General features: G+C 69.6%; 17 protein-coding genes. 9 read left to right on the plus strand and 8 right to left on the minus strand.

The annotated features are described in order from the left end of the window. Window positions 1-64: 64 nt before the first annotated feature. Window positions 65-1,246 (plus strand): pyridoxal-phosphate-dependent aminotransferase family protein, encoded by a 1,182-nt coding sequence (locus IEY26_RS04490; RefSeq protein ID WP_188976246.1) that lies wholly within the window; start codon window positions 65-67, stop codon window positions 1,244-1,246. 38 nt (window positions 1,247-1,284) lie between these two features. Here IEY26_RS04490 and IEY26_RS04495 read toward each other — a convergent pair whose 3' ends face one another. Beyond that, window positions 1,285-1,596 (minus strand): DUF7116 family protein, encoded by a 312-nt coding sequence (locus tag IEY26_RS04495; RefSeq protein ID WP_188976248.1) that lies wholly within the window; start codon window positions 1,594-1,596, stop codon window positions 1,285-1,287. Window positions 1,597-1,828: 232 nt separating this feature from the next. Beyond that, on the minus strand, window positions 1,829-2,068 hold the full coding sequence (locus IEY26_RS04500) for a DUF5816 domain-containing protein (protein ID WP_188976250.1): 240 nt from the start codon (window positions 2,066-2,068) through the stop codon (window positions 1,829-1,831). A 105-nt stretch (window positions 2,069-2,173) separates the two neighbouring features. Here IEY26_RS04500 and IEY26_RS04505 point away from each other — a divergent pair, with 105 nt between their 5' ends. Both IEY26_RS04505 and IEY26_RS04510 read left to right on the plus strand, forming a co-directional pair. Next, window positions 2,174-3,544 carry a bifunctional metallophosphatase/5'-nucleotidase gene (locus IEY26_RS04505; protein ID WP_229773921.1) on the plus strand — a complete coding sequence of 457 codons (1,371 nt, stop codon included), beginning with the start codon at window positions 2,174-2,176 and terminating at the stop codon, window positions 3,542-3,544. 24 nt (window positions 3,545-3,568) lie between these two features. Continuing rightward, window positions 3,569-3,973: a universal stress protein gene (locus IEY26_RS04510; RefSeq protein ID WP_188976252.1), complete on the plus strand. Its 405-nt coding sequence runs from the start codon at window positions 3,569-3,571 to the stop codon at window positions 3,971-3,973. Here the strand turns inward: IEY26_RS04510 and IEY26_RS04515 are convergent. After that, a complete protein-coding gene (locus IEY26_RS04515; RefSeq protein ID WP_188976254.1) occupies window positions 3,954-4,844 on the minus strand; it encodes a mechanosensitive ion channel family protein in 891 nt (296 codons plus the stop codon). The genes IEY26_RS04510 and IEY26_RS04515 overlap by 20 nt on opposite strands. A gap of 89 nt (window positions 4,845-4,933) precedes the next feature. Between IEY26_RS04515 and IEY26_RS04520 the strand changes: the two genes are divergently transcribed. Then, window positions 4,934-5,701, plus strand: coding sequence for a proteasome assembly chaperone family protein (locus tag IEY26_RS04520; RefSeq protein ID WP_188976256.1), 768 nt, complete (start codon window positions 4,934-4,936; stop codon window positions 5,699-5,701). 477 nt (window positions 5,702-6,178) lie between these two features. Here the strand turns inward: IEY26_RS04520 and IEY26_RS04525 are convergent, their stop codons facing one another. The 3 genes from IEY26_RS04525 to IEY26_RS04535 all read right to left on the minus strand — a co-directional run bounded on the left by IEY26_RS04525 (window position 6,179) and on the right by IEY26_RS04535 (window position 10,925). Continuing rightward, the gene (locus IEY26_RS04525) at window positions 6,179-7,900 is read right to left on the minus strand and encodes a YcaO-like family protein (protein ID WP_188976258.1); all 1,722 of its coding nucleotides are present in this window, start codon (window positions 7,898-7,900) and stop codon (window positions 6,179-6,181) included. Window positions 7,901-7,960: 60 nt separating this feature from the next. After that, entirely contained in the window at window positions 7,961-8,782 is an 822-nt protein-coding gene (gene tbsP, locus IEY26_RS04530) for a transcriptional regulator TbsP (RefSeq protein WP_188976260.1), read from the minus strand. Between the two features lie 100 nt (window positions 8,783-8,882). Beyond that, window positions 8,883-10,925, minus strand: a complete 2,043-nt coding sequence (locus tag IEY26_RS04535) for a hypothetical protein (protein WP_188976263.1) — start codon at window positions 10,923-10,925, stop codon at window positions 8,883-8,885. Between the two features lie 123 nt (window positions 10,926-11,048). On the opposite strand from IEY26_RS04535, the gene glyA reads away from it, so the two are divergent. Together glyA and IEY26_RS04545 are read left to right on the plus strand one after the other, a co-directional pair. Further along, window positions 11,049-12,296, plus strand: a complete 1,248-nt coding sequence (gene glyA, locus IEY26_RS04540) for a serine hydroxymethyltransferase (RefSeq protein ID WP_188976265.1) — start codon at window positions 11,049-11,051, stop codon at window positions 12,294-12,296. 126 nt (window positions 12,297-12,422) lie between these two features. Continuing rightward, window positions 12,423-13,304, plus strand: a complete 882-nt coding sequence (locus tag IEY26_RS04545) for a bifunctional 5,10-methylenetetrahydrofolate dehydrogenase/5,10-methenyltetrahydrofolate cyclohydrolase (RefSeq protein ID WP_188976267.1) — start codon at window positions 12,423-12,425, stop codon at window positions 13,302-13,304. A 51-nt stretch (window positions 13,305-13,355) separates the two neighbouring features. Here the strand turns inward: IEY26_RS04545 and IEY26_RS04550 are convergent, their stop codons facing one another. Continuing rightward, the gene (locus IEY26_RS04550) at window positions 13,356-14,552 is read right to left on the minus strand and encodes a hypothetical protein (RefSeq protein ID WP_188976269.1); all 1,197 of its coding nucleotides are present in this window, start codon (window positions 14,550-14,552) and stop codon (window positions 13,356-13,358) included. Window positions 14,553-14,744: 192 nt separating this feature from the next. Between IEY26_RS04550 and IEY26_RS04555 the strand changes: the two genes are divergently transcribed. Continuing rightward, window positions 14,745-15,704, plus strand: coding sequence for an alpha/beta hydrolase (locus IEY26_RS04555; protein WP_229773928.1), 960 nt, complete (start codon window positions 14,745-14,747; stop codon window positions 15,702-15,704). On the opposite strand, the gene IEY26_RS04560 is transcribed toward IEY26_RS04555, so the two are convergent. Further along, window positions 15,705-16,448 carry a DUF7117 family protein gene (locus IEY26_RS04560; protein ID WP_188976271.1) on the minus strand — a complete coding sequence of 248 codons (744 nt, stop codon included), beginning with the start codon at window positions 16,446-16,448 and terminating at the stop codon, window positions 15,705-15,707. It abuts the gene before it with no gap. A 281-nt stretch (window positions 16,449-16,729) separates the two neighbouring features. On the opposite strand from IEY26_RS04560, the gene IEY26_RS04565 reads away from it, so the two are divergent. Further along, the gene (locus tag IEY26_RS04565; protein WP_229773929.1) at window positions 16,730-17,095 is read left to right on the plus strand and encodes a DUF7528 family protein; all 366 of its coding nucleotides are present in this window, start codon (window positions 16,730-16,732) and stop codon (window positions 17,093-17,095) included. 121 nt (window positions 17,096-17,216) lie between these two features. Next, on the plus strand, window positions 17,217-18,161 hold the full coding sequence (locus IEY26_RS04570) for a DUF1028 domain-containing protein (protein ID WP_188976273.1): 945 nt from the start codon (window positions 17,217-17,219) through the stop codon (window positions 18,159-18,161). The last annotated feature ends 22 nt before the right edge of the window (window positions 18,162-18,183 follow it).

The following is an 18,183-nucleotide window of genomic DNA, read 5'->3' on the forward strand; positions in this document are numbered from 1 at the left end:
GGTAAAGGCCTCGGGGCTAACCGGATTCCTGAGCTTTTTGCGGGGTTCGCGGGAAGGGGTGTCTATGGAGACGCCGCCGGACGTTGACGAACTCGCACCGCCGAATCGAACGCTCATGGGACCGGGGCCGAGCCCCGTCCATCCGCGCGTACTGCGGGCGATGAGCACGCCGCTCGTCGGCCACCTCGACCCGTCCTTCCTCGACATCATGGACGAGACGCAGGAGCTCCTGCGCTACGCGTTCCGGACGGAGAACCAGTGGACGATTCCGGTCTCAGGGACAGGGAGCGCGTCGATGGAGGCGGCTATCGGGAACCTCGTGGAGCCGGGCGACACGATGCTCGTCCCGACGAACGGCTACTTCGGCGGGCGGATGGCGTCGATGGCGGAGCGCGCGGGCGGCGACGTCGTCGAGGTGGACGCGCCGTGGGGCGAACCGCTCGACCCCGTCGACGTTCAGGACGCCTTCGACGAACACCAGCCGGACGTCTTCGGGTTCGTGCACGCGGAGACGTCGACGGGCGCGAAACAGACGAACGTCCCCGAGCTCACGGACGTCGCGCACAGCCACGACGCGCTCGTCGTCGCCGACACCGTCACGAGCCTCGGCGGCGTCGAGCTCAAAGTCGACGAGTGGGGTATCGACGTCGCCTACTCGGGGCCGCAGAAGTGCCTCTCCTGCCCGCCGGGCGCGAGCCCGCTCACGCTGAACGACGACGCCATGGACAAGGTGCTCTCCCGCGAGGAGCCCGCGCGGTCGTGGTATCTCGACCTCAGCCTCCTCGAAGGCTACTGGGGGGAGGAGCGCGCGTACCACCACACCGCGCCCATCACGAACGTCTACGCGCTCCGCGAGGCCCTGCGGTTAGTGGCAGAGGAAGGCATCGAGGAGCGGTGGGCGCGCCACGAGCGCGTCGCCGGCGCGCTCAAGGCCGGCGTCGAAGCGATGGGCCTCGATCTCAACCCCGAGGACGACTACTGGCTCCCGAGCCTGAACGCCGTCCGCGTCCCCGACGGCGTCACGGACAGCGACGTCATCGACTTTCTCCTCGACGAGTACGACCTCGAAATCGCCGGCGGCCTCGGCGACCTCAGCGGCGAAATCTTCAGAATCGGCTGCATGGGCCACGGCGCGCGCGAGAAGAACGTCACCTTCCTCGTGTCCGCGCTCGCCGACGCGCTCGACGAACAGGGCGCGGACGTCGACGTGAACGCCGGCCCCGCGGCCGTCCGGGACGCGTTCTGAGCGGCGTCCTCGACGTCTCGAAAAATCCGTACTTCGTTTTATGCGCGCTCGGCGGGCGGGGCGCGCGTCACTTCGTAGCCGCCGTCGTCGTCGACGCCGATGACGGCCCACTCGTCGCAGTCGCGGCCGTCGAGGCGTCGCTGGAGGGCTGGCGCGTGCTCGGACCACGTGACGTAACACTGGAGGTCGGCGTCCGGGGCGTCGGTCGCGTCGTCGGCGACCGCGCGGACAGTCACCTCCTTCCAGTCGCGGGTCGCTCGGAACTCGGGGCCGTCCCCCACGACGTCGTAGCCGAGGTCGGTGAAGATGGTCTTCGCGTCCGCCGCCGGTGGGGTGGTGTGTGCCACCATCTATCACGCCATTCGCTCGGATGGGTCTTAACTGTTGTTGCGGAACGACTTCGAGCACGTCGCCGACGTCGAGAACAAGGGGGAGTAGGCGAGCGCTTATTCGTGCGCCGCGTTCTCGCGAACGAAGTGAGGGAGGGCCAGGCGGGCGAGTCCGTTCGGGAGAACTACTCGTGCGCCGCGTTCTCGCGAACGAAGTGAGGGAGGGCCAGGCGGGCGAGTCCGTTCGGGAGAACTACTCGTGCGCCGCGTCCCACTCGTCGGGCTTCCGGAGGTTCCCGCAGACGTTACACTGGATGCGGCCCATCGAGTCCATCGCGTTGTCGAACGTCTCGCAGTTCGCGCAGAACCACCCCCAGCGCTCGTCGGCGTCCGGGTCCTTGTACGTCGCCTTGAACGCGCCGTTCTGTCCGCGCTCCACCTCGTCGTCCGACACGTAGACCGTCGTCCCGTCGTCGAGTTCGCGTGCTTCCATGCGTCGTTCGTTTTCCCGGCCGCGTCTTAGTGGCTTCGCCCCCGACCCGCCCGACGCTGCCCCGGGACGAAACCCATTACTGCCTCTACCGGCTCTCTCCAGCCAGTGAGAGTCCTCCACTACTCTGACGTCGAGAACGCCTACGACGACCCCGGTCGCATCGGCCGGCTCGCGGGCCTCATCGACGACCGCCGCGCCGCCGACACGCTCGTCGTCGGCACGGGCGACAACACCGCGCCCGGCGTCCTCTCCCTCGTCACCGAGGGCGAGCAGGCGCTCGACTTCTTCGACGCGGTCCGCCCGGACGCCGAGACCTTCGGGAACCACGACTTCGACTACGGCCTCGAACGAACGGAAGAACTCGTCGCCGCCAGCCCGCAGCCGTGGGTGTCCGTGAACATCGAACTCGACGGCGAGCCGTTCGGCCGCGACGTCGGCGTCCGCGATACGCTCCTCGAAGAGCGAGACGGCGAACGAGTCGGGTTCTTCGGCGTGCTCGACGCCGACACGCCCGCGCTCAACCCCGAAGCCGCCGGCCTGACCGTCACCGACCCCTACGCGGCCGCTGCCGACGCCGCTGACCGCCTCCGCGACGCCGGCGCGGACCACGTCGTCGCGCTCAGTCACCTCGGCCGCGGCGACGAGGAACTCGCGCTCGCCGCCGACGTCGACGCCGTTCTCGGCGGCCACGTCCACTCCGAGCGAATCGAGTACGTCGACGACGTCCTCCTCACCCGCCCCGGCGTCGGCGGCCGCGTCCTCCTCGAAATCGACTTCTCGGGTGTACGCCCGACAGCGACCCGGCACGACGTCTCCGAGGGCCCGCTCGACGCCGCTCTCGCCGACCGCCTCCGCCGGCGCATGCGGGACGCCGACCTCACGGACGTCGTCGCGCGCGTCGACGACCCCATCGAGCGAACGGAAGCGACCGCGTTCCGCGGGGAGTCGCGCGTCGGGAACTTCGTCGCCGACGCCTACCGCTGGGCCGCGGACGCCGACGTCGGCCTGCAGAACTCCGGCGGCATCCGCGAGGGCCACCCGCTCGCCGGAGACGTCACCATCGCCGACCTCGTCAGCGTCGTCCCCTTCGACGAAGCCGTCGCCGTCGCCGAACTCACGGGTGAAGAGCTCGAAGCGCTCCTCGAACACGCCGCCGGCTCCACGCTCGGGTTCGGAGAGGCCGACTGGTGGCACGCCCACCTCTCCGGCGCGAGCGTCACGTGGGACGCCGCGCAGGACGAACTCGTCGACCTCCGCGTCGGCGGCGAGGCCGTCGCCCCCGACGAGACGTACACGCTCGCGACGACGAACTACCTCTTCTTCTCCGACGAGGAGTTCCCCGTCCTCGACACCGACCACCGCGTCGCCGCCCTCGACGTCCAGCACGAGGTCCTCGCCGCCTACGCCCGCGAGCACGGCATCGACCCCGAAATCGAAGGCCGCGTCGTCCGCCGCGGCGTCAACGACCAGATTTAGGCGGACGCCCCGCATACCGCCGGTATGACTCGCGTCCTCGTCCCGGTCCGCTACCCGCTCTCGGACCACTCGAAGCGCACCCTCGAAGCAGCGATCGACGTCGCCGAGGAGCGCGACGCCGAACTCACCGTCCTCCACGTCGCGCTCTACCAGGACGACGGCCACGTCACGCGCACGGCGCTGAAACACGCCGTCGAGCGCGCGTTCGGCCGACTCACCGACGTCCGGTACGTCGTCCGCCGGAGCTTCCTCGTCGAGGAGACCATCCTCGACGAGGCCGCCGCCGAAGGTGCCGACGTCGTCGTCATCGGGAGCGCGCACGTCAGCCGGTGGCGGCGCGCGCTCCGCCGACTCGTCGGCACGCCCGACATCGAATCCTACCTGAAGGAGAAACTCGACTGCGAGGTCGTCACCGTTCGCGTAGACTGACCGCCGCCTCGCCGCTCGTCTCGTCGAACACGTGGTGCATGTGCGGGTAGGCGATTTCGACGTCCGACGCGCTCTCGAAGCGCTCCCAGATGGCTTCTTGCACGTTCGATTTGACGCGCGAGAGCTGGTAGGGCTCGCGCACCCAGTACCGGAGGCGGAGGCGCACCGCGCTGTCCGCGAACGTGTCGATGTGCGCGCGCGGCCCCGCCGGATACCGCGCGCTCCCGATGCGGATGTCCGGGCCGCCCGCGAGGACGCCGTCGACGCTCGCCGCCGCCCCCTCCATCAACGCCCGGGCGTGTTCGAGGTCTCCCTCGTACGTCACTTCGAGCGTGAGCGAGAGGCGCGTGCGCTCGTCCTCCGCCGAGTAGTTCACGACGTCGCGCTCGCGCATCGACGCGTTCGGAATGACGATGAACGTGTTGTCCAGCGTGAAAATCTTCGTGTAGGAGAGCGTGATGTCCTCGACGAACCCCGTCTGGCCGCGGTCCGTCAACTCGATCATGTCCCCGATCTCGTAGGGCTGGTCCCAGAGGACGAACACCCCGTTGATGACGCTCCCCACGAGCGGCGCGAGCACGACACCGAGCACGGCGGAGAACACCGTGACCGAGAGGACGACGTTCCCGAGGCCGATGCCCGCGAAGTGGAACGCGCTGAGCACCCCGACGGCGACCCCGCCGGCCTTCACGAGGCGGAGAATCGTCCGCGTGACGCTCGGCCGCTGGAACCGCCGCGCGACCCGACGACCCGCCACGCGCACGACCAGCCGACCGCCGTACCAGCCAGCGAGCAAGCAGAGAACCGCGACGACCAGTCGGTACTCCTCGAGGAGCACGGCGGGGTCGGTTCCGGGCGGCCACGACACCATACACTCCGACTCCACGACGCCCCCCGGGAAAACCGTTGTCCCACGCGCTCACCCACACCATAATACTCGCCGCCGCCCAACCCCGAGACATGCCCGACGACGCGCGATACAGCAACGACCCGCTCACGCACAGCACGGCCTCGTTCGAAGTCATGCAGGACACCGAACCGAGCGACACCCTCCTCGCCGGCTTCAGCCAGTTCGGCCTCGCCGGCCTCACCGCCGTCGACTTCCTCGTCGACCACCTCGACCTCGAACAGACCGGCTACGTCGCCGCCGACAGCCTCCCGGCCATCACGCCCTTCGAGAACGGCACACCGCGCCACCACACCCGTCTCTTCTCCCGCGACGGCCTCGACCTCACCCTCCTCGTGAACGAACTCTTCGTCCCCACCGTCGCCGCCGACTCCTTCGCCGACGCCATCCTCGACTGGACCGAAGCGAACGGCGTCGGCGAAGTCGCCATCGCCTCCGGCGTCCCCGTCGCCCACGGCCCCGACGAACACCGCACCTACTACGTCGCCACCGACGACTACGTCGACGACCGCCTCGCCGGCCACGACGTCCCCCCGATGGGCACCGGCTTCCTCGACGGCGTCCAAGGCCGCATCCTCCAGCGCGGCATCGACTCCGACCTCGCCGCCGGCGTCTACATCACCCCCGTCCACGAACGCGTCCCCGACGTCGAGGCCGCCATCCGCCTCACGCAGACCGTCAGCGACGTCTACGGCCTCGACGTCGACACCAGCCCCCTCGAAGCCTTCGCCAAAGAAGTCGCCGACTACTACGCCGAACTCGCCCGGCGCGTCGAAGCCGTCGCCGAACAGCAGAAACCCGACGACCGCATGTACGTCTAAAACCACCTTTTCCCTCCTCGGATCGGCTCCGCCGACCGCTCGGAGCAGAAATCTGGACCACTACGGGAAATCGAAGATTTCCCGTCGTCCAGCCAGAAACCGACGGTTTCTGGCGACATTACCGGAACGCAAAGCGTTCCGGTTAGCAGTCAGGCGGCGGAGCCGCCTGACGACATCGCGCGAAGCGGAGCTTCCCGCTATTCAGCCAGAAAGCAGAGCTCTCTGGCGACAAAAACCCCCGAGCGCCGGAGTCGCTCGGGGAAACTCGCCCGGAGGGCGAGTACGCTTTTCCGCTACCGCCCCGTCACCATGCTGCCCGTCCGCCATCCGCCACCCGTCACCGCCTGACTCTTCCCCGAGTTCAAGTACGATGACGCGGCCAGTCGGTCGCATGCGGTAGCGAGTCGCCGCGGGGTGGACGAGGCGGAAGTGCGATGCGCCCCCCGCGGAACGCGAAACGCGTCGCCTGTCAGCCCCTTACGGGAACGGGTGGAAGTCCCGGTCGAATCGCGGCTCGTACCCCAGCTCTTCGGGAACGGTGCGTGCGCGCTCGCCGAAGTAGGGGTCGTCGACGAAGAGCGGCTGCGTCGCCGGCGTGAGCACGCGGACCGCCTCGAACCCGAGCGCCTCGACGTCGGGGGTCGTGAGGCGCGCGGTGTACGCGTCGAGGTCTGCGTCGGCGAGTCGGTCGAGGACGGCGTCGAGTTCCTCGCGGCCGGAGAGGCTCTCGTCCGGGCCGACCGCGTCCGCGGGAATCGTCGTCTCCGGCGTGACGAACGACCGGACCGCCCGCGGGAAATCCGCGTAGTGGCCGATTGCGCCCTCCTCGCCGCTCGCCTGCTCGGGCCCCATCGCGCGGAGCTCCATCCAGTTCTGGAGCGCCTCGCAGAGCGCGCCGCGAGCCGCGGCGTTCGCGTCGAGGTCGGCCGCGGAGCCGAGCGCGAACCGCGGCCACTCCTCGCGGTGGACGGCGACCGCCACGACGGGGACGTCCACGTCCTGCGTGACGAGGAGCGCCGTCACCGTGAGTTCCTCGCTCCGTGCGCGCTTCGCCAGTTCGGCGTACTCGTCGTCCGCGACGTCGAGCCCCATCGGCTCGAACGTCGAGTACCACGCGAGCATCGTCGCGTCCCGCTCCACGGACTCGTAGAGGCCGGAGAGCACGGCGTCCACGGAGTCGCTCCCGAGGCCGAGGCCGGTCGTGATGGCGGGCGCGTACGCCTCGCTCGGCGGCGGGAACTGCACGAGGTCCGCAGGCAGCCGGACGTCGCTTCCATCGCCGAGGTCGAGACCGGGCAGCCACCGGATCGGCTCGTCGTGGTCTGGCGTTCCTGCGTCCTGCGGTCGGACGAAGGCGTCGAAGCCGACGCCGTCGGGGTGGCCGGCGGGCGCGACGTCGAACTCGGTGGCGCGGTAGACGCCGGCGCAGTACCGCTCTAAGGCCTCTCCGATGGCCTTCATGTAGGCGGCGTTCCAGTCGGCCGCGACGCCCGCGGCCTGCCGCGCGGCCGCAGCATCGCTGAATCCCGACGTATCACCGCTCCGTGCGAGATAGTACGGCGCGGGGTAGGATTCGCGCTCGCCGACGACCTGCACGACGCCGACGCGGTCGTCGACGGCGCGCTCCGCTCGACCCACGGCGTCCTCCAACGAAACGTCCTCCGCGGTTAGCGAGAGCGCGCGGTCGCGCCCGCCGCCGCAGACCCCGCAGAACGGGACGCGCTGGAAGGTTCGCTCCCGCTGCGGGAGTTCCTCGACGCGCCCGCCGTCGAACCCCGCGCTGAGCCCGTCAACGACGGCTTTCCCGGCGTGCGCGCCGGCGAGGCGGAGCGTCGCCCGGTCCGTCGACGGCGCGTCGGCCACGGGCGCGTCGTTCGCTTCCATTCGCGCGCGGAGGCACGCGAAACACCCGGCCTCGGGTGCGAGTACGGAGACGGACGCGGCGGTCCCGTCGAGCGCGTACCCGCCGAGCCCGCCGGCTTCGACGGCCACCCACGGAGTCGCGCTCTCGACGGCGGCGGCGTTCGCGCGGGCGAAGCCGTCGCTCCCCGCGACGCCGGCGACGACGGCCGCGTCGAACCCGCCGATAGCGCCGGGCGCGCAGGCTTCGACGGCGGCGTCGACGTCACTCACCGCTGCGCGAACCGCCTCGACCGCGGGTCCGTCGCCGACGAGGGCGACCGTGGCTGAATCCGGCATAGCTAACTCTACTGGACGATAGCGTGACGCGGGAAAAAACGCGGTGGTTCGGCGGGGCGGTTAGCTCGCGAGGACCGTTTGCGCGACGTTCGCGAGTTCGGACGGCGGCGCTTCTTCGAGTCGGTCGTCCGCGAGCTTCAGGCGGAGGCGCGGCCGGCCGACGTCGATGGGGACCTTCTCCGTGTCGATGAGGCCCTTGTCCTCGAGCTTGGTCTTCGTGCGGCTGAACGTCGCCTTGGAGGCGATGCCGACGTCCTCGCCCCATTTCGAGATGTCGTAGAGGAGGACGCGGTTCTTCGCCGCGACGAGGAGGCTGACGGTGACTTCGTCGAGGCCGTCGCCGTCGCCACGCGCGGTCTCCATGGACGCCATCACGCCGTCGAAGTCGCCTTCGACGTCGGGGCTGATTTCGTCGTCGAGCGTCTGCCGGACGCGGCTGATCGCCGGGGTGCGGAGAGAGAACTCGTCGGCGTCGTCGAACGTTTCGACGGCCGCGTCGTAGGACGTGGCGGCGAAGTCGGGGTCGTCGGTGGCGACACCGCCGACCTGGCCGCCGGCCTCGACGAGCGAGACGGTCTGCGTCTCGGTGACGAGGAGGCTACTCCGGTTGGACGCGTCGGCCGTCGCGAGCTCGAGCGTGCCAGATTCGAGGAGGTCTGCCGTGTTGGACGCGACGATGAAGTCGTCCATGACGTCTTTCAGCAAGCCCTTCTCGGCGACGAGTTTGATCGTCGGAAGGTCCCCCTCGTAGTTCGTCGTCGCGTCGACGACACGCTCGACGGTGTCCGCCGACGGATTGACGACGTAGAGTTCAGAAGGCTCCCCCCGGAGCACTTCCCCCAGTACTTCCTCGACATCCGTGCCGAGCAGGTTCGCTGTCATACCTACTCTCCACTAACACACCGGGCTATAAAATTTTATCGGCAATTAGACTCGGATTAAATCCGTCGTGGCGCGGTTAGCTACCCATTGTATTAGCGTCCTAACTCATCTCACGAATGCGTTCTGCGGCGTCGTCGGACCAGTGAAACTCTCCATCGAGGATAACGGGGAGTTCTTCCTGTTCGAGAAAACTCACAGTCTGTCCCGCCGAGAGCTCTGTCTCGATGGAGTTCCCGCAGAGGTGGAGCGAACTCGGTCCCGGCGTGCGGGCGTGATAGACGCCGCCGTGCACCCAGATGCTGTTCGCGTCGTACGTGACGGCGAATCGGTCGCCGGCGGAGTCGACGGTGACGGTGGCCGGAATCGCGGCCTCGGACTCCGTCACGACCTGCGTGCCGTCGCCGACGACCGCGTAGTCCTTCCCCATCATGATTCGGCGGCGAGCGAGGCGGACGGCGCGGTCGATGCTGAAGCCGTTGACGAGGAGTTTCGCGAACGCCGTCCCGACTTTCGCCGCCTGCTCGTCGAGGACTTTCCGGAACGTCACCGCGCCCGCGACGCTCCCCTTCCGCACGAGTTCCAGCCCCTCGTGGTAGGAGCCACAGGCGTTCAGGAAGAACGTCTGGGCGTTCGACTCCTCGATGGTCGACACCGCGAGATTCCCGTCCGCGCACCGCAGTCCGTCCACCTCACAGTGGCCGATGTAGTGGACGAAGTCGTGGTCGTCTTCGAGGAGGGCGGCGAGTTCGGCGCGCGTGAGGTTCTTTTCGAGCCGGAGGTCCATGTCGACGTCCTCGGCGCGCTCCCGGTAGATCTCGGCGACGCGTTCGTGTTCTTCGCGCATCGCTTCGTCGTTGAGGACGACGGCGACGGAGATGCCGCCCGGGGAGACGTCGAGGTAGTCGAGGTGGTTCTCGTAGGCCTCCGGGAGCGTCTTGAACACGTCGATGGGGGTGCCGTCGGCGAGCCAGCCGGAGACGCGGCCGTCGCGGAGTCTCGGCTTGAGCATCTCGACCTGCGCGACCGGGCCGACGCCCGCCCGGTAGAAGTCGTCGAGCGAGCGCTTCATCAGCTCCTGGCTCTCCAGCTCGGCGGTCTCGGGCGGGTAGATGACGGAGAGGCGGTCGAGGAGGAAGGGGAGGGTCTCGGCGTTCTGGAGCGTGGGTTCGACGTGCATCGCGAGGTGCCAGTCCGGGAGGCCGTCCGCGATGCGGTCGTAGGGCGCGTCGACGTACGCCCGCAGGCGTTCGTCGGGAGCCATCGCGTAGAACTCGGCGGCGGTCGTCTCGAACTCGTCGAGGAGGCGCGTCTCCGCGACGTCCATGCCGTGCGGGCCGGCGTTCCGGACGAGGCAGTCGAGCCAGAACACGCGCGCGAGCAGCGCCGGCGCGCGCTCGACGACGTTCGGGCCGAGGTCGTAGGCGAAGTCCGCGTCGGGCGCTCGAACGCGCGCGCGCTCGCCGGGTTCGACGGAGACGTCCGCGCCGAGGTAGTAGGCGAGCGGGGCGACGGTGAGGAGCGTTTCGAGGTCGCGGGGGACGCAGACGTCGATGCCGGTGTCGGGGACGGCGTCGGCGACGGCGGCCGGGACGTCGTAGTCGTCGCCGAACTCGACTTCCGGCGGGTGGCCGCGCATCGTCTCGAAGGAGCGGTCGGGCCGCGTGGTTCGGAGCGCCGAACTCGCGGCGGCCACGGCGGCGGCGACGCCTTCGACCGTTTCGGGGACGGTGACGGTCGCGCTCGGCGCGCGGATGCGCGACCGGAACCCGATGGTGACGCGGTCGGCGTCGCCGAGAGAGACGTGGAGGCGGTCGTCGGTGCGCTCGATGGTCGCGGGGCCGCGGAATTTGACGTACGTCTTCACGGCGGCGTCGACGTTCAGTTCGTACGCGCCCGCGGGGAGGTCGACGGCGTCGGCGTCCCGGGAGAGGTCGCTGGTCTCCGTCGTGTCGAGGTCGAGAATAGTCGCGTAGAGCGGCGGTAGCGAGAACGAGGAGAGGTCGCCCGCGGCGGTGGCGTCGACGGGATGGGAGAGGTCAGCAGGCTCGCCGCAGGGCGTCCAGTCCGGGGTTTCGACGAGAACTTCCCGGTTCGCGCTATCCCGCGCACGAACGCCGTTCCCGGACACGTCCCAGTCGATCACGTAGTGGAAAGGTAACCAGCGGCGGACATATAGAGTTGTCGAGCACCTCCGTTCTCGCTGATAGATTCTGCGAATATCGTCCGCGGTGTATAGACTTATTGGGCCGGGAGATGCCCCTTCTACATGGAGTATCCGTCCGTCCGAGAGACCGACCCGGCCGTCGCCGACGCCCTCGAAGGCGAGGTCGAACGCCAGCAGGACACCCTCGCGATGATCGCGAGCGAGAACCACGTCAGCGAAGCCGTGCTCGAAGCGCAGGGGAGCGTCCTGACGAACAAGTACGCGGAAGGCTACCCGGGCGGGCGGTACTACGCGGGCTGTGAGAACGCAGACCAGGTGGAGACCCTCGCCATCGAGCGCGCGAAGGAACTCTGGGGCGCAGACCACGTGAACGTCCAGCCGCACTCCGGGTCGTCGGCGAACATGGCGGTCTACTTCTCCGTCCTCGAGCCGGGCGATTCGATTCTCTCGCTCGACCTGACGCACGGCGGCCACCTCTCCCACGGCCACCACGTGAACTTCGCGGGGAAGCTCTACGACGTCACGCACTACAAGGTCGACGAGGAGACGGGCCGCCTCGACTACGACGCCATCGTCGAGCGCGCCGAGGACGTCGACCCGGACATCATCGTCTCCGGGGCGTCCGCGTACCCGCGCGAGATCGATTGGACGGCGATTCAGGCGGCCGCGGACGCCGTCGACGCCTACCACATGGCGGACATCGCGCACATCACCGGGCTGGTCGCCGCGGGCGAGCACGCGAACCCGGTCGGCGTCGCGGACTTCGTCACGGGGTCGACGCACAAGACCATCCGCGCGGGCCGCGGCGGCATCGTCATGTGCGACGAGGAACACGCGAAAGCCGTCGACTCCGCGGTCTTCCCCGGGTCGCAGGGCGGCCCGCTGATGCACAACGTCGCCGGGAAAGCGGTCGGGTTCGGCGAAGCCTTAGAGCCCGAGTTCGCGGAGTACGCCGCACAGGTCGTCGAGAACGCCGAGGTCCTCGCCGAAACCCTCCAGGACCACGGGTTCTCCCTCGTCTCCGGCGGCACGGACACGCACCTCGTGCTCGCGGACCTCCGCGAATCCCACCCCGACGTCACGGGCGGCGACGCCGAGGATGCCCTCCAGGAGGTCGGCATCGTCCTGAACGCGAACACCGTCCCCGGCGAGACGCGCTCCGCGTTCAACCCCTCCGGAATTCGCGCCGGCACGCCCGCGCTCACCACGCGCGGCTTCGACGCCGACGCGATGCGCACCGTCGGCGACTGCATCGCCCGCGTCGTCTCCAACATCGGCGACGCCGACGTCTACGCCGAGGTCGCCGCCGACGTCCAGGAACTCTGCGACGACCACCCCATCTACGAGTAGCGCCGCCGCACACCGCCTCCGACTCACTGCCGACTACTACACGAACGTGACTACTTCTCCATTTACGTCTGTGGTTTTGGGCACGTCTCCGCGGGGTTGAAGGGCGCGGGCGTCTACTGTTCGGGTATGACCACCGTCATCGATGGGAACGCCGTCGCGGAGGACGTGCGCGCGGACGTCGCGGCGACCGTGGACGCGCTCGACGCCGAGGGCGTGACGCCGGGGCTCGCGACCGTCCTGATGAGCGACGACGACGCCAGCTCGACGTACGTCTCGATGAAGCAACGCGACTGCGAGGAGGTCGGCATCGAGAGCTTCCACGTCGAAATCGACCCCGACGAACCCGCGAGCGAGCTCTACGAGACCATCGACGACCTGAACGCGCGCGAGGACGTGCACGGTATCCTCGTCCAGCTCCCCCTGCCGGACCACGTCGACGAGCGCGAGGTCCTGCGGCGCGTCGACCCCGCGAAGGACGTCGACGGCTTCCACCCGGAGAACGTCGGCCGCCTCGTCGCCGGCGACCCCCGATTCGTCCCCTGCACGCCGAACGGCGTGATGCGCCTGCTCGACGACGCCGACGTCCCCCTCGACGGGCTGGACGCGACCGTCGTCGGCCGGTCGAACATCGTCGGGAAACCCCTCTCGAACCTCCTCCTCCAGGAGAACGCGACGGTGACGACCTGTCACTCGCGCACGACCGACCTCGAAGCGCACACGCGGAGCGCCGACCTCGTCGTCGCCGCCGCCGGCATCCCCGAGTTCATCGACGCCAGCATGCTCGCCGAGGGCGCAGTCGTCATCGACGTCGGCACGAACCGCGTCGAGGATAGCTCGGAAAAAGGCTACCACCTCACCGGCGACGTCGACTTCGAGAGCGCGAAGGAGAAAGCGAGCGTCATCTCCCCCTCCCCGGGCGGCGTCGGCCCGATGACGCGCGCGATGCTCCTCGTCAACACCGTCGAGGCCGCCGCTGCCCTCACCGACAGCGACGTCCCGCTCCCCTAGCGAGCCGCCCCACTCCGTCTCGATTCGTTCGCGTTCGCGGATTCGCGCCGACTACCAGTCGACCTGTCCCGGTGGGACGCCCCAGGACAAGTGGTAGGTGGTGTTGGCGTCCCCGCGGCGGGCGCGGACGTCGACGTCCTCGAAGGTGTAAGCGCCGCGCTCGGGTTCGTCGTGGAGCGTGAACGCGGACGCGTCCGCGTTCGCGGTCACGTAGACGGCGTCGCCGGGTTCGAGCGGCGCGTCCGTGGTGACGGTCGCGTTACTCCCGACGGCGTCGGCCTGGAACACCCACTGCCTGCTCTCGGCGGCGTCGACGCGGAACGTCGTGTTCGCCGGGAGGGTCGCGCCGCCGGCGTTCCGGATTTCGAACGCGCGCTTGTCCTCGACCGTTGAGAGCGAGAGGCGGGGAACGTCGGCGACCCACGGCGGCGGCCCGGACCAGTCCGCGTCGGTGTCGAGCGTCACCGACTGCTCGTACTGCTCCGTGGTGTTGTCGGCGGTCCGCTCGAAGGACGCGTGGACGGCGGCGACGACGCCGCCGGGCGTGACGAGCGCCGTCCCCTCGTACGCCGTGACGAACCCGTGACTCCGGTGCTGCGGGACGCCGTCGGCGGTGAGGCGGACGAACGTCCGGCCGCCGCGCTCCACGGTCCCATTGACAGTATAATCGCCGTCGGCGAGGAGCTCCACGGGCGCGTTGTCCGGGGAGAACACCCCGTGCGTCAGACCGGCGGGGACCGTGCCGGTCGCGTTCTGCAGGACGCTGGAGTACGTCTCGTTACCGACGACGGCCCGGGTATAGCCGTGTGAGCCCGTCCGGTAGACCTCGCTCGTCCGCCGTTCTCCGTCCGTCGTGCTGGTTCGCTCGCTGTAGTACGTCCCGTTCGCGGCGTGTGCGTGGCGGAAGGCGGTGCTCCCGTTCGGGTTCGTCCCCTCGACGGTGAGCGCTACCGACTCGTTCGCCACTGCGCTCTCGTGCGCGCGCCGGATGGCGGAGACGTTCGTGAGCGTGCCGTCCGCTGCGACGCCCGGCGGGTACTGGTCAGCCGTCGCGTTCCCCGTGACGGTGTACGCCGAGGCGACGGACGTCGCGGTGGTCGTCGTATCGGTGTCCGTGCTGGTCGCCGTAGCAGGACCGGTCGTCGGCGCGGTGCCGGTCGTGCTGGTCGTTCCGTCGCTACAGCCGGCGGTGACGAGGAGGAGGGCGACAGCGACGGCGAGCGCCGCGCGACGCGTCGGGGACGTCATCGTCAGCAGTGACAGCGTGTGGTTCTATAAGCGCCGGGGCGTCTCGACCCGGTATCACACCGGCGCTCACGCGGTGACTACCGGCGAGCGTCCACGAAAGTTACGCGTGCTAACTGGTGGGGCGGGGGAACGTCCCTCTGTTCGCTTTCCGGCTGCCCCAGGTTTATGCTGTTGGCTGACCGCTCGTTCAGTATGGTGTCTGAGCCGAGCGAGGACGTGCAGGCGGTGCTCGCCGCGATGGAGTCGATGGACCTCCCGGAGATACACGAACTCGAACCCGAGCAGGTCCGCGAGGGCATGGAGGGGCGGTTCGCGGGCGCGGAACCCGTCGCCGACGTCGGTGCCGTCGAGGACCGCGAGATTCCCGGACCCGACGGCGACATCCCCGTGCGCGTCTACACGCCCGAGAGCGAGGGCCCGCACCCGGTCGTCGTCTTCTACCACGGCGGCGGGTTCGTCTTCGGGAGCCCCGACGGCCACGACGCGCCCGCGCGCCTCCTGACGAACGGCGCGGACGCCGTCGTCGTCTCCGTCGACTACCGACTCGCCCCCGAACACCCCTTCCCCGCGCCCGTCGAGGACGCCTACGCCGCCCTCCGGTGGGTCGCCGAGAACCAGGAAGCCGTCGGCGGGAACGGCACGGTTGCCGTCGCCGGCGACTCCGCGGGCGGGAACCTCGCCGCCGTCGCCGCGCTCGCCGCGCGCAACCGCGACGACGGCCCCGACGTCGCCTACCAGGCGCTCGTCTACCCCGTCGTCGACTTCCGCGAGGACGCCGCGGGCGGCGGCTACGCCTCCCACGTGGAGAACGCCGAGGGCTACTTCCTCACCGCCGCCGACATGGAGTACTTCCACGACCACTACGCGCCCTCGTGGGTCCACCACAGAAACCCCTACCTCAGCCCGCTCCTCGCCGAGAGCCACGCCGACCTCCCGCCCGCGACCGTCGCCACCTGCGGGTTCGACCCGCTCCGCGACGAAGGCCGCGCGTACGCCGACGCCCTCGACGCCGACGGCGTCGACGTCACTCGCCGCGAGTACGACGACCTCATCCACGGCGTCCTCAACATGGTCCAGGAGCCCATGGACGTTCAGGGCGGCCACGATCTCCTCGACGACGTCGCCGGCGACCTCCGCGACGCCCTCCACTGACTACGCGAGGGCCGAGAGCGCGTCGCGCGCCCGCTCCACGCCCGACTCGTCCCCGCGGGCGGCGTCCGCCGCCGCGCGCGCCGCCGAAACGAGCGCCTCCGACTCCTCGACGCCGACGTCCCCGTCGAGCGCCCGCACCCGCTTCACGTGGTCGCCGAGCGACTCCAAAACATCCCGCAGGCCGCGTCCTGTCTCTTCCCCCCACTCCCGGAGCTCCTGACGGTAGTCCCGCACCGCGTTCGCGTACCCCAGCCCGCGCGAATCCCGGAGCGAATCCGGGACTTCGCTCGCGTCCGGCCGCTCCCCGTCCGCCGCCGCCGAGACGAGCGACTCGAAGTACGCTTCTTCTCCCTCGCTCACGTCCGTCCGCCGCGCGAGCGTCCCCGCGACGAACCGGAGCTCCGCCGCCGCGAGGTACGTGTCGTCGAGGTCGAGCAGCTCCCCGCCGCGCACGAACCCGCGCTCCCGGAGGTACGCCCGCGCCGCCTCCTCCGCCGCCTCCGCAGCGAGCACAATGTCGCCGCCTCTCTCGCCGTCTGCCGAACCGGCTCGCACGTCTCTTTCTCCTCGGGCGGCGAGCACTTCCCCGAGGTCGAGGTCGGCCGCGTGGTCCGTGTGTTCTCGTCGTTCGCCGACGCCGACGCTCACCACGCTCCCGCACTCCGGACACTCCACGCTCCCCGTCTCGAAGTACGACCACTCCGCGCCACACGCCTTGCACTCTCGACGACCACGAACCTCCATACCCCACACGACGAGCGCTCGCCGGGAAAGCCCTCGGGTCCGCGTCGGGAGCGGACGTCGACGACCGCCTTCCCGTGGGAGGAGTGGCAAATACGCCTGTCTGACCGGGACGCTTAAGTGCGGGGCGCGGTACCACACGGGTATGTCGAGCTCTCTCTCGACCCACGAGGATAGAGTAAGTCGCCGCGAGGCGGCTGGCCGGGAAATCGCCGTCCGATAGCCCACTCTCTGCGACTGGCGACCCGGCGCGAGGTACTGTTCTGCTCGAAGTCGACGGTCACGTGCACGAAGTGTCTCGGAGCGACGCCGCCGCGTTGTGCGGGGAGCTCGAGGACGCGCTGACGGAGCGCGAGGAGTTCCTGCACACGGCCTGCGAGCATCGGGAGGACGGGGGTTACGTCGTCGAGCGGCGGAACGCGAGTTCGGCGGGCCACCGGAAGGTCTTCGACTCCGTCGATGCGCTCTGCCGGCTCTACGACCGCCTCCCCGATTCGTTCACGGCGGACGACCTCGACGCGGCGGGCGTGACGGGGAGCCGACGGCACATGCTCGTCTGGCACTTCGCCGAGCACCCCCGCTTCGACTGCTCGCTCGCGTCGAAACAACCGCTCACCGCCGCGAAAGACGGCGGGGAGGACGACGCGTAGGCTCCATCGTTTACGTGTTGACGTCGACGGCACCTGCGGCACCAGTCACGAGCGCGAGGACTGGGTGACGTAGCGTACCGGGAGGCGTAGGCTTAACCGAGCGGCCGCGTAGCCTTCGAGTATGACGTTCTCGATAGTGGCGCGCGACCCGGAAACGGAGGCGGTCGGAGTGGCGGTCCAGTCGAAGTTCGTGAGCGTGGGCAGCGTGGTTCCGTTCGCGTCGGCGGACGCGGGGGCGGTGGCGACGCAGTCCTTCGCGAACGTCGCCTACGGGCCCGACGGGCTCGACTACCTCCGCGAGGGGCTCACCGCGGAGGAGACCATCGACCGGCTCACGGCGGCGGACGACGACGCCGCGGACCGGCAGGTCGGCGTCGTCGGGCAGGACGGCTCGGTCGCGGCGTTCACGGGCGACGACTGCTTCGAGCACGCGGGCGACCGACAGGGCGAGAACTACACTGTGCAGGGGAACATTCTGGAGAACCGGGAGACCGTGGACGCGATGGCGGACGCGTTCGAGGAGACCGAGGGCGGGCTGCCGGAGAAGCTGCTCGCGGCGCTCCACGCGGGGAACGACGCGGGCGGGGACTCCCGCGGCGAGCAGGGCGCGGCGCTCTACGTCGCGAAGCCCGAGGGCGGCTACGACGGCCGGAACGACCGCTGGGTGGACGTCCGCGTCGACGACCACGACCGCCCCATCGAGGAACTCGAACGCGTCTTCCGCATCTACGACATCACGCTCCTCGCCCGCGAGGAGCCAGAGGAGACCCGCGAGCTCGCCGGCGAGACCGCGGAGGCGGTGCTGGAGACGCTCGCGGACCTCGGGTTCTACGACGGTACGCCGTCCGGTGAGTTCGGCGAGGCGGAACGCGACGCGCTGGAGGCGTTTCGCGGGATGAACAACTTCGAGAACCACTCGCTCGACGTCCTCGAAGACGCCATCGCGCGCGGCTGGGACGACGCGAGCGGGGACGGACTCGCCGGGTCGACAGGCGGCGGGGCCGACGGTGAAGAGCGGGTTGTGAACGCCATCTGGCACGGCCTCCAGCGCCTCGACCGCAAGTAAACGCGAGCGGATACCGAAGTAC

Origin of the sequence: Halocalculus aciditolerans (assembly GCF_014647475.1) — an archaeon.
GTDB classification, from domain to species: domain Archaea; phylum Halobacteriota; class Halobacteria; order Halobacteriales; family Halobacteriaceae; genus Halocalculus; species Halocalculus aciditolerans.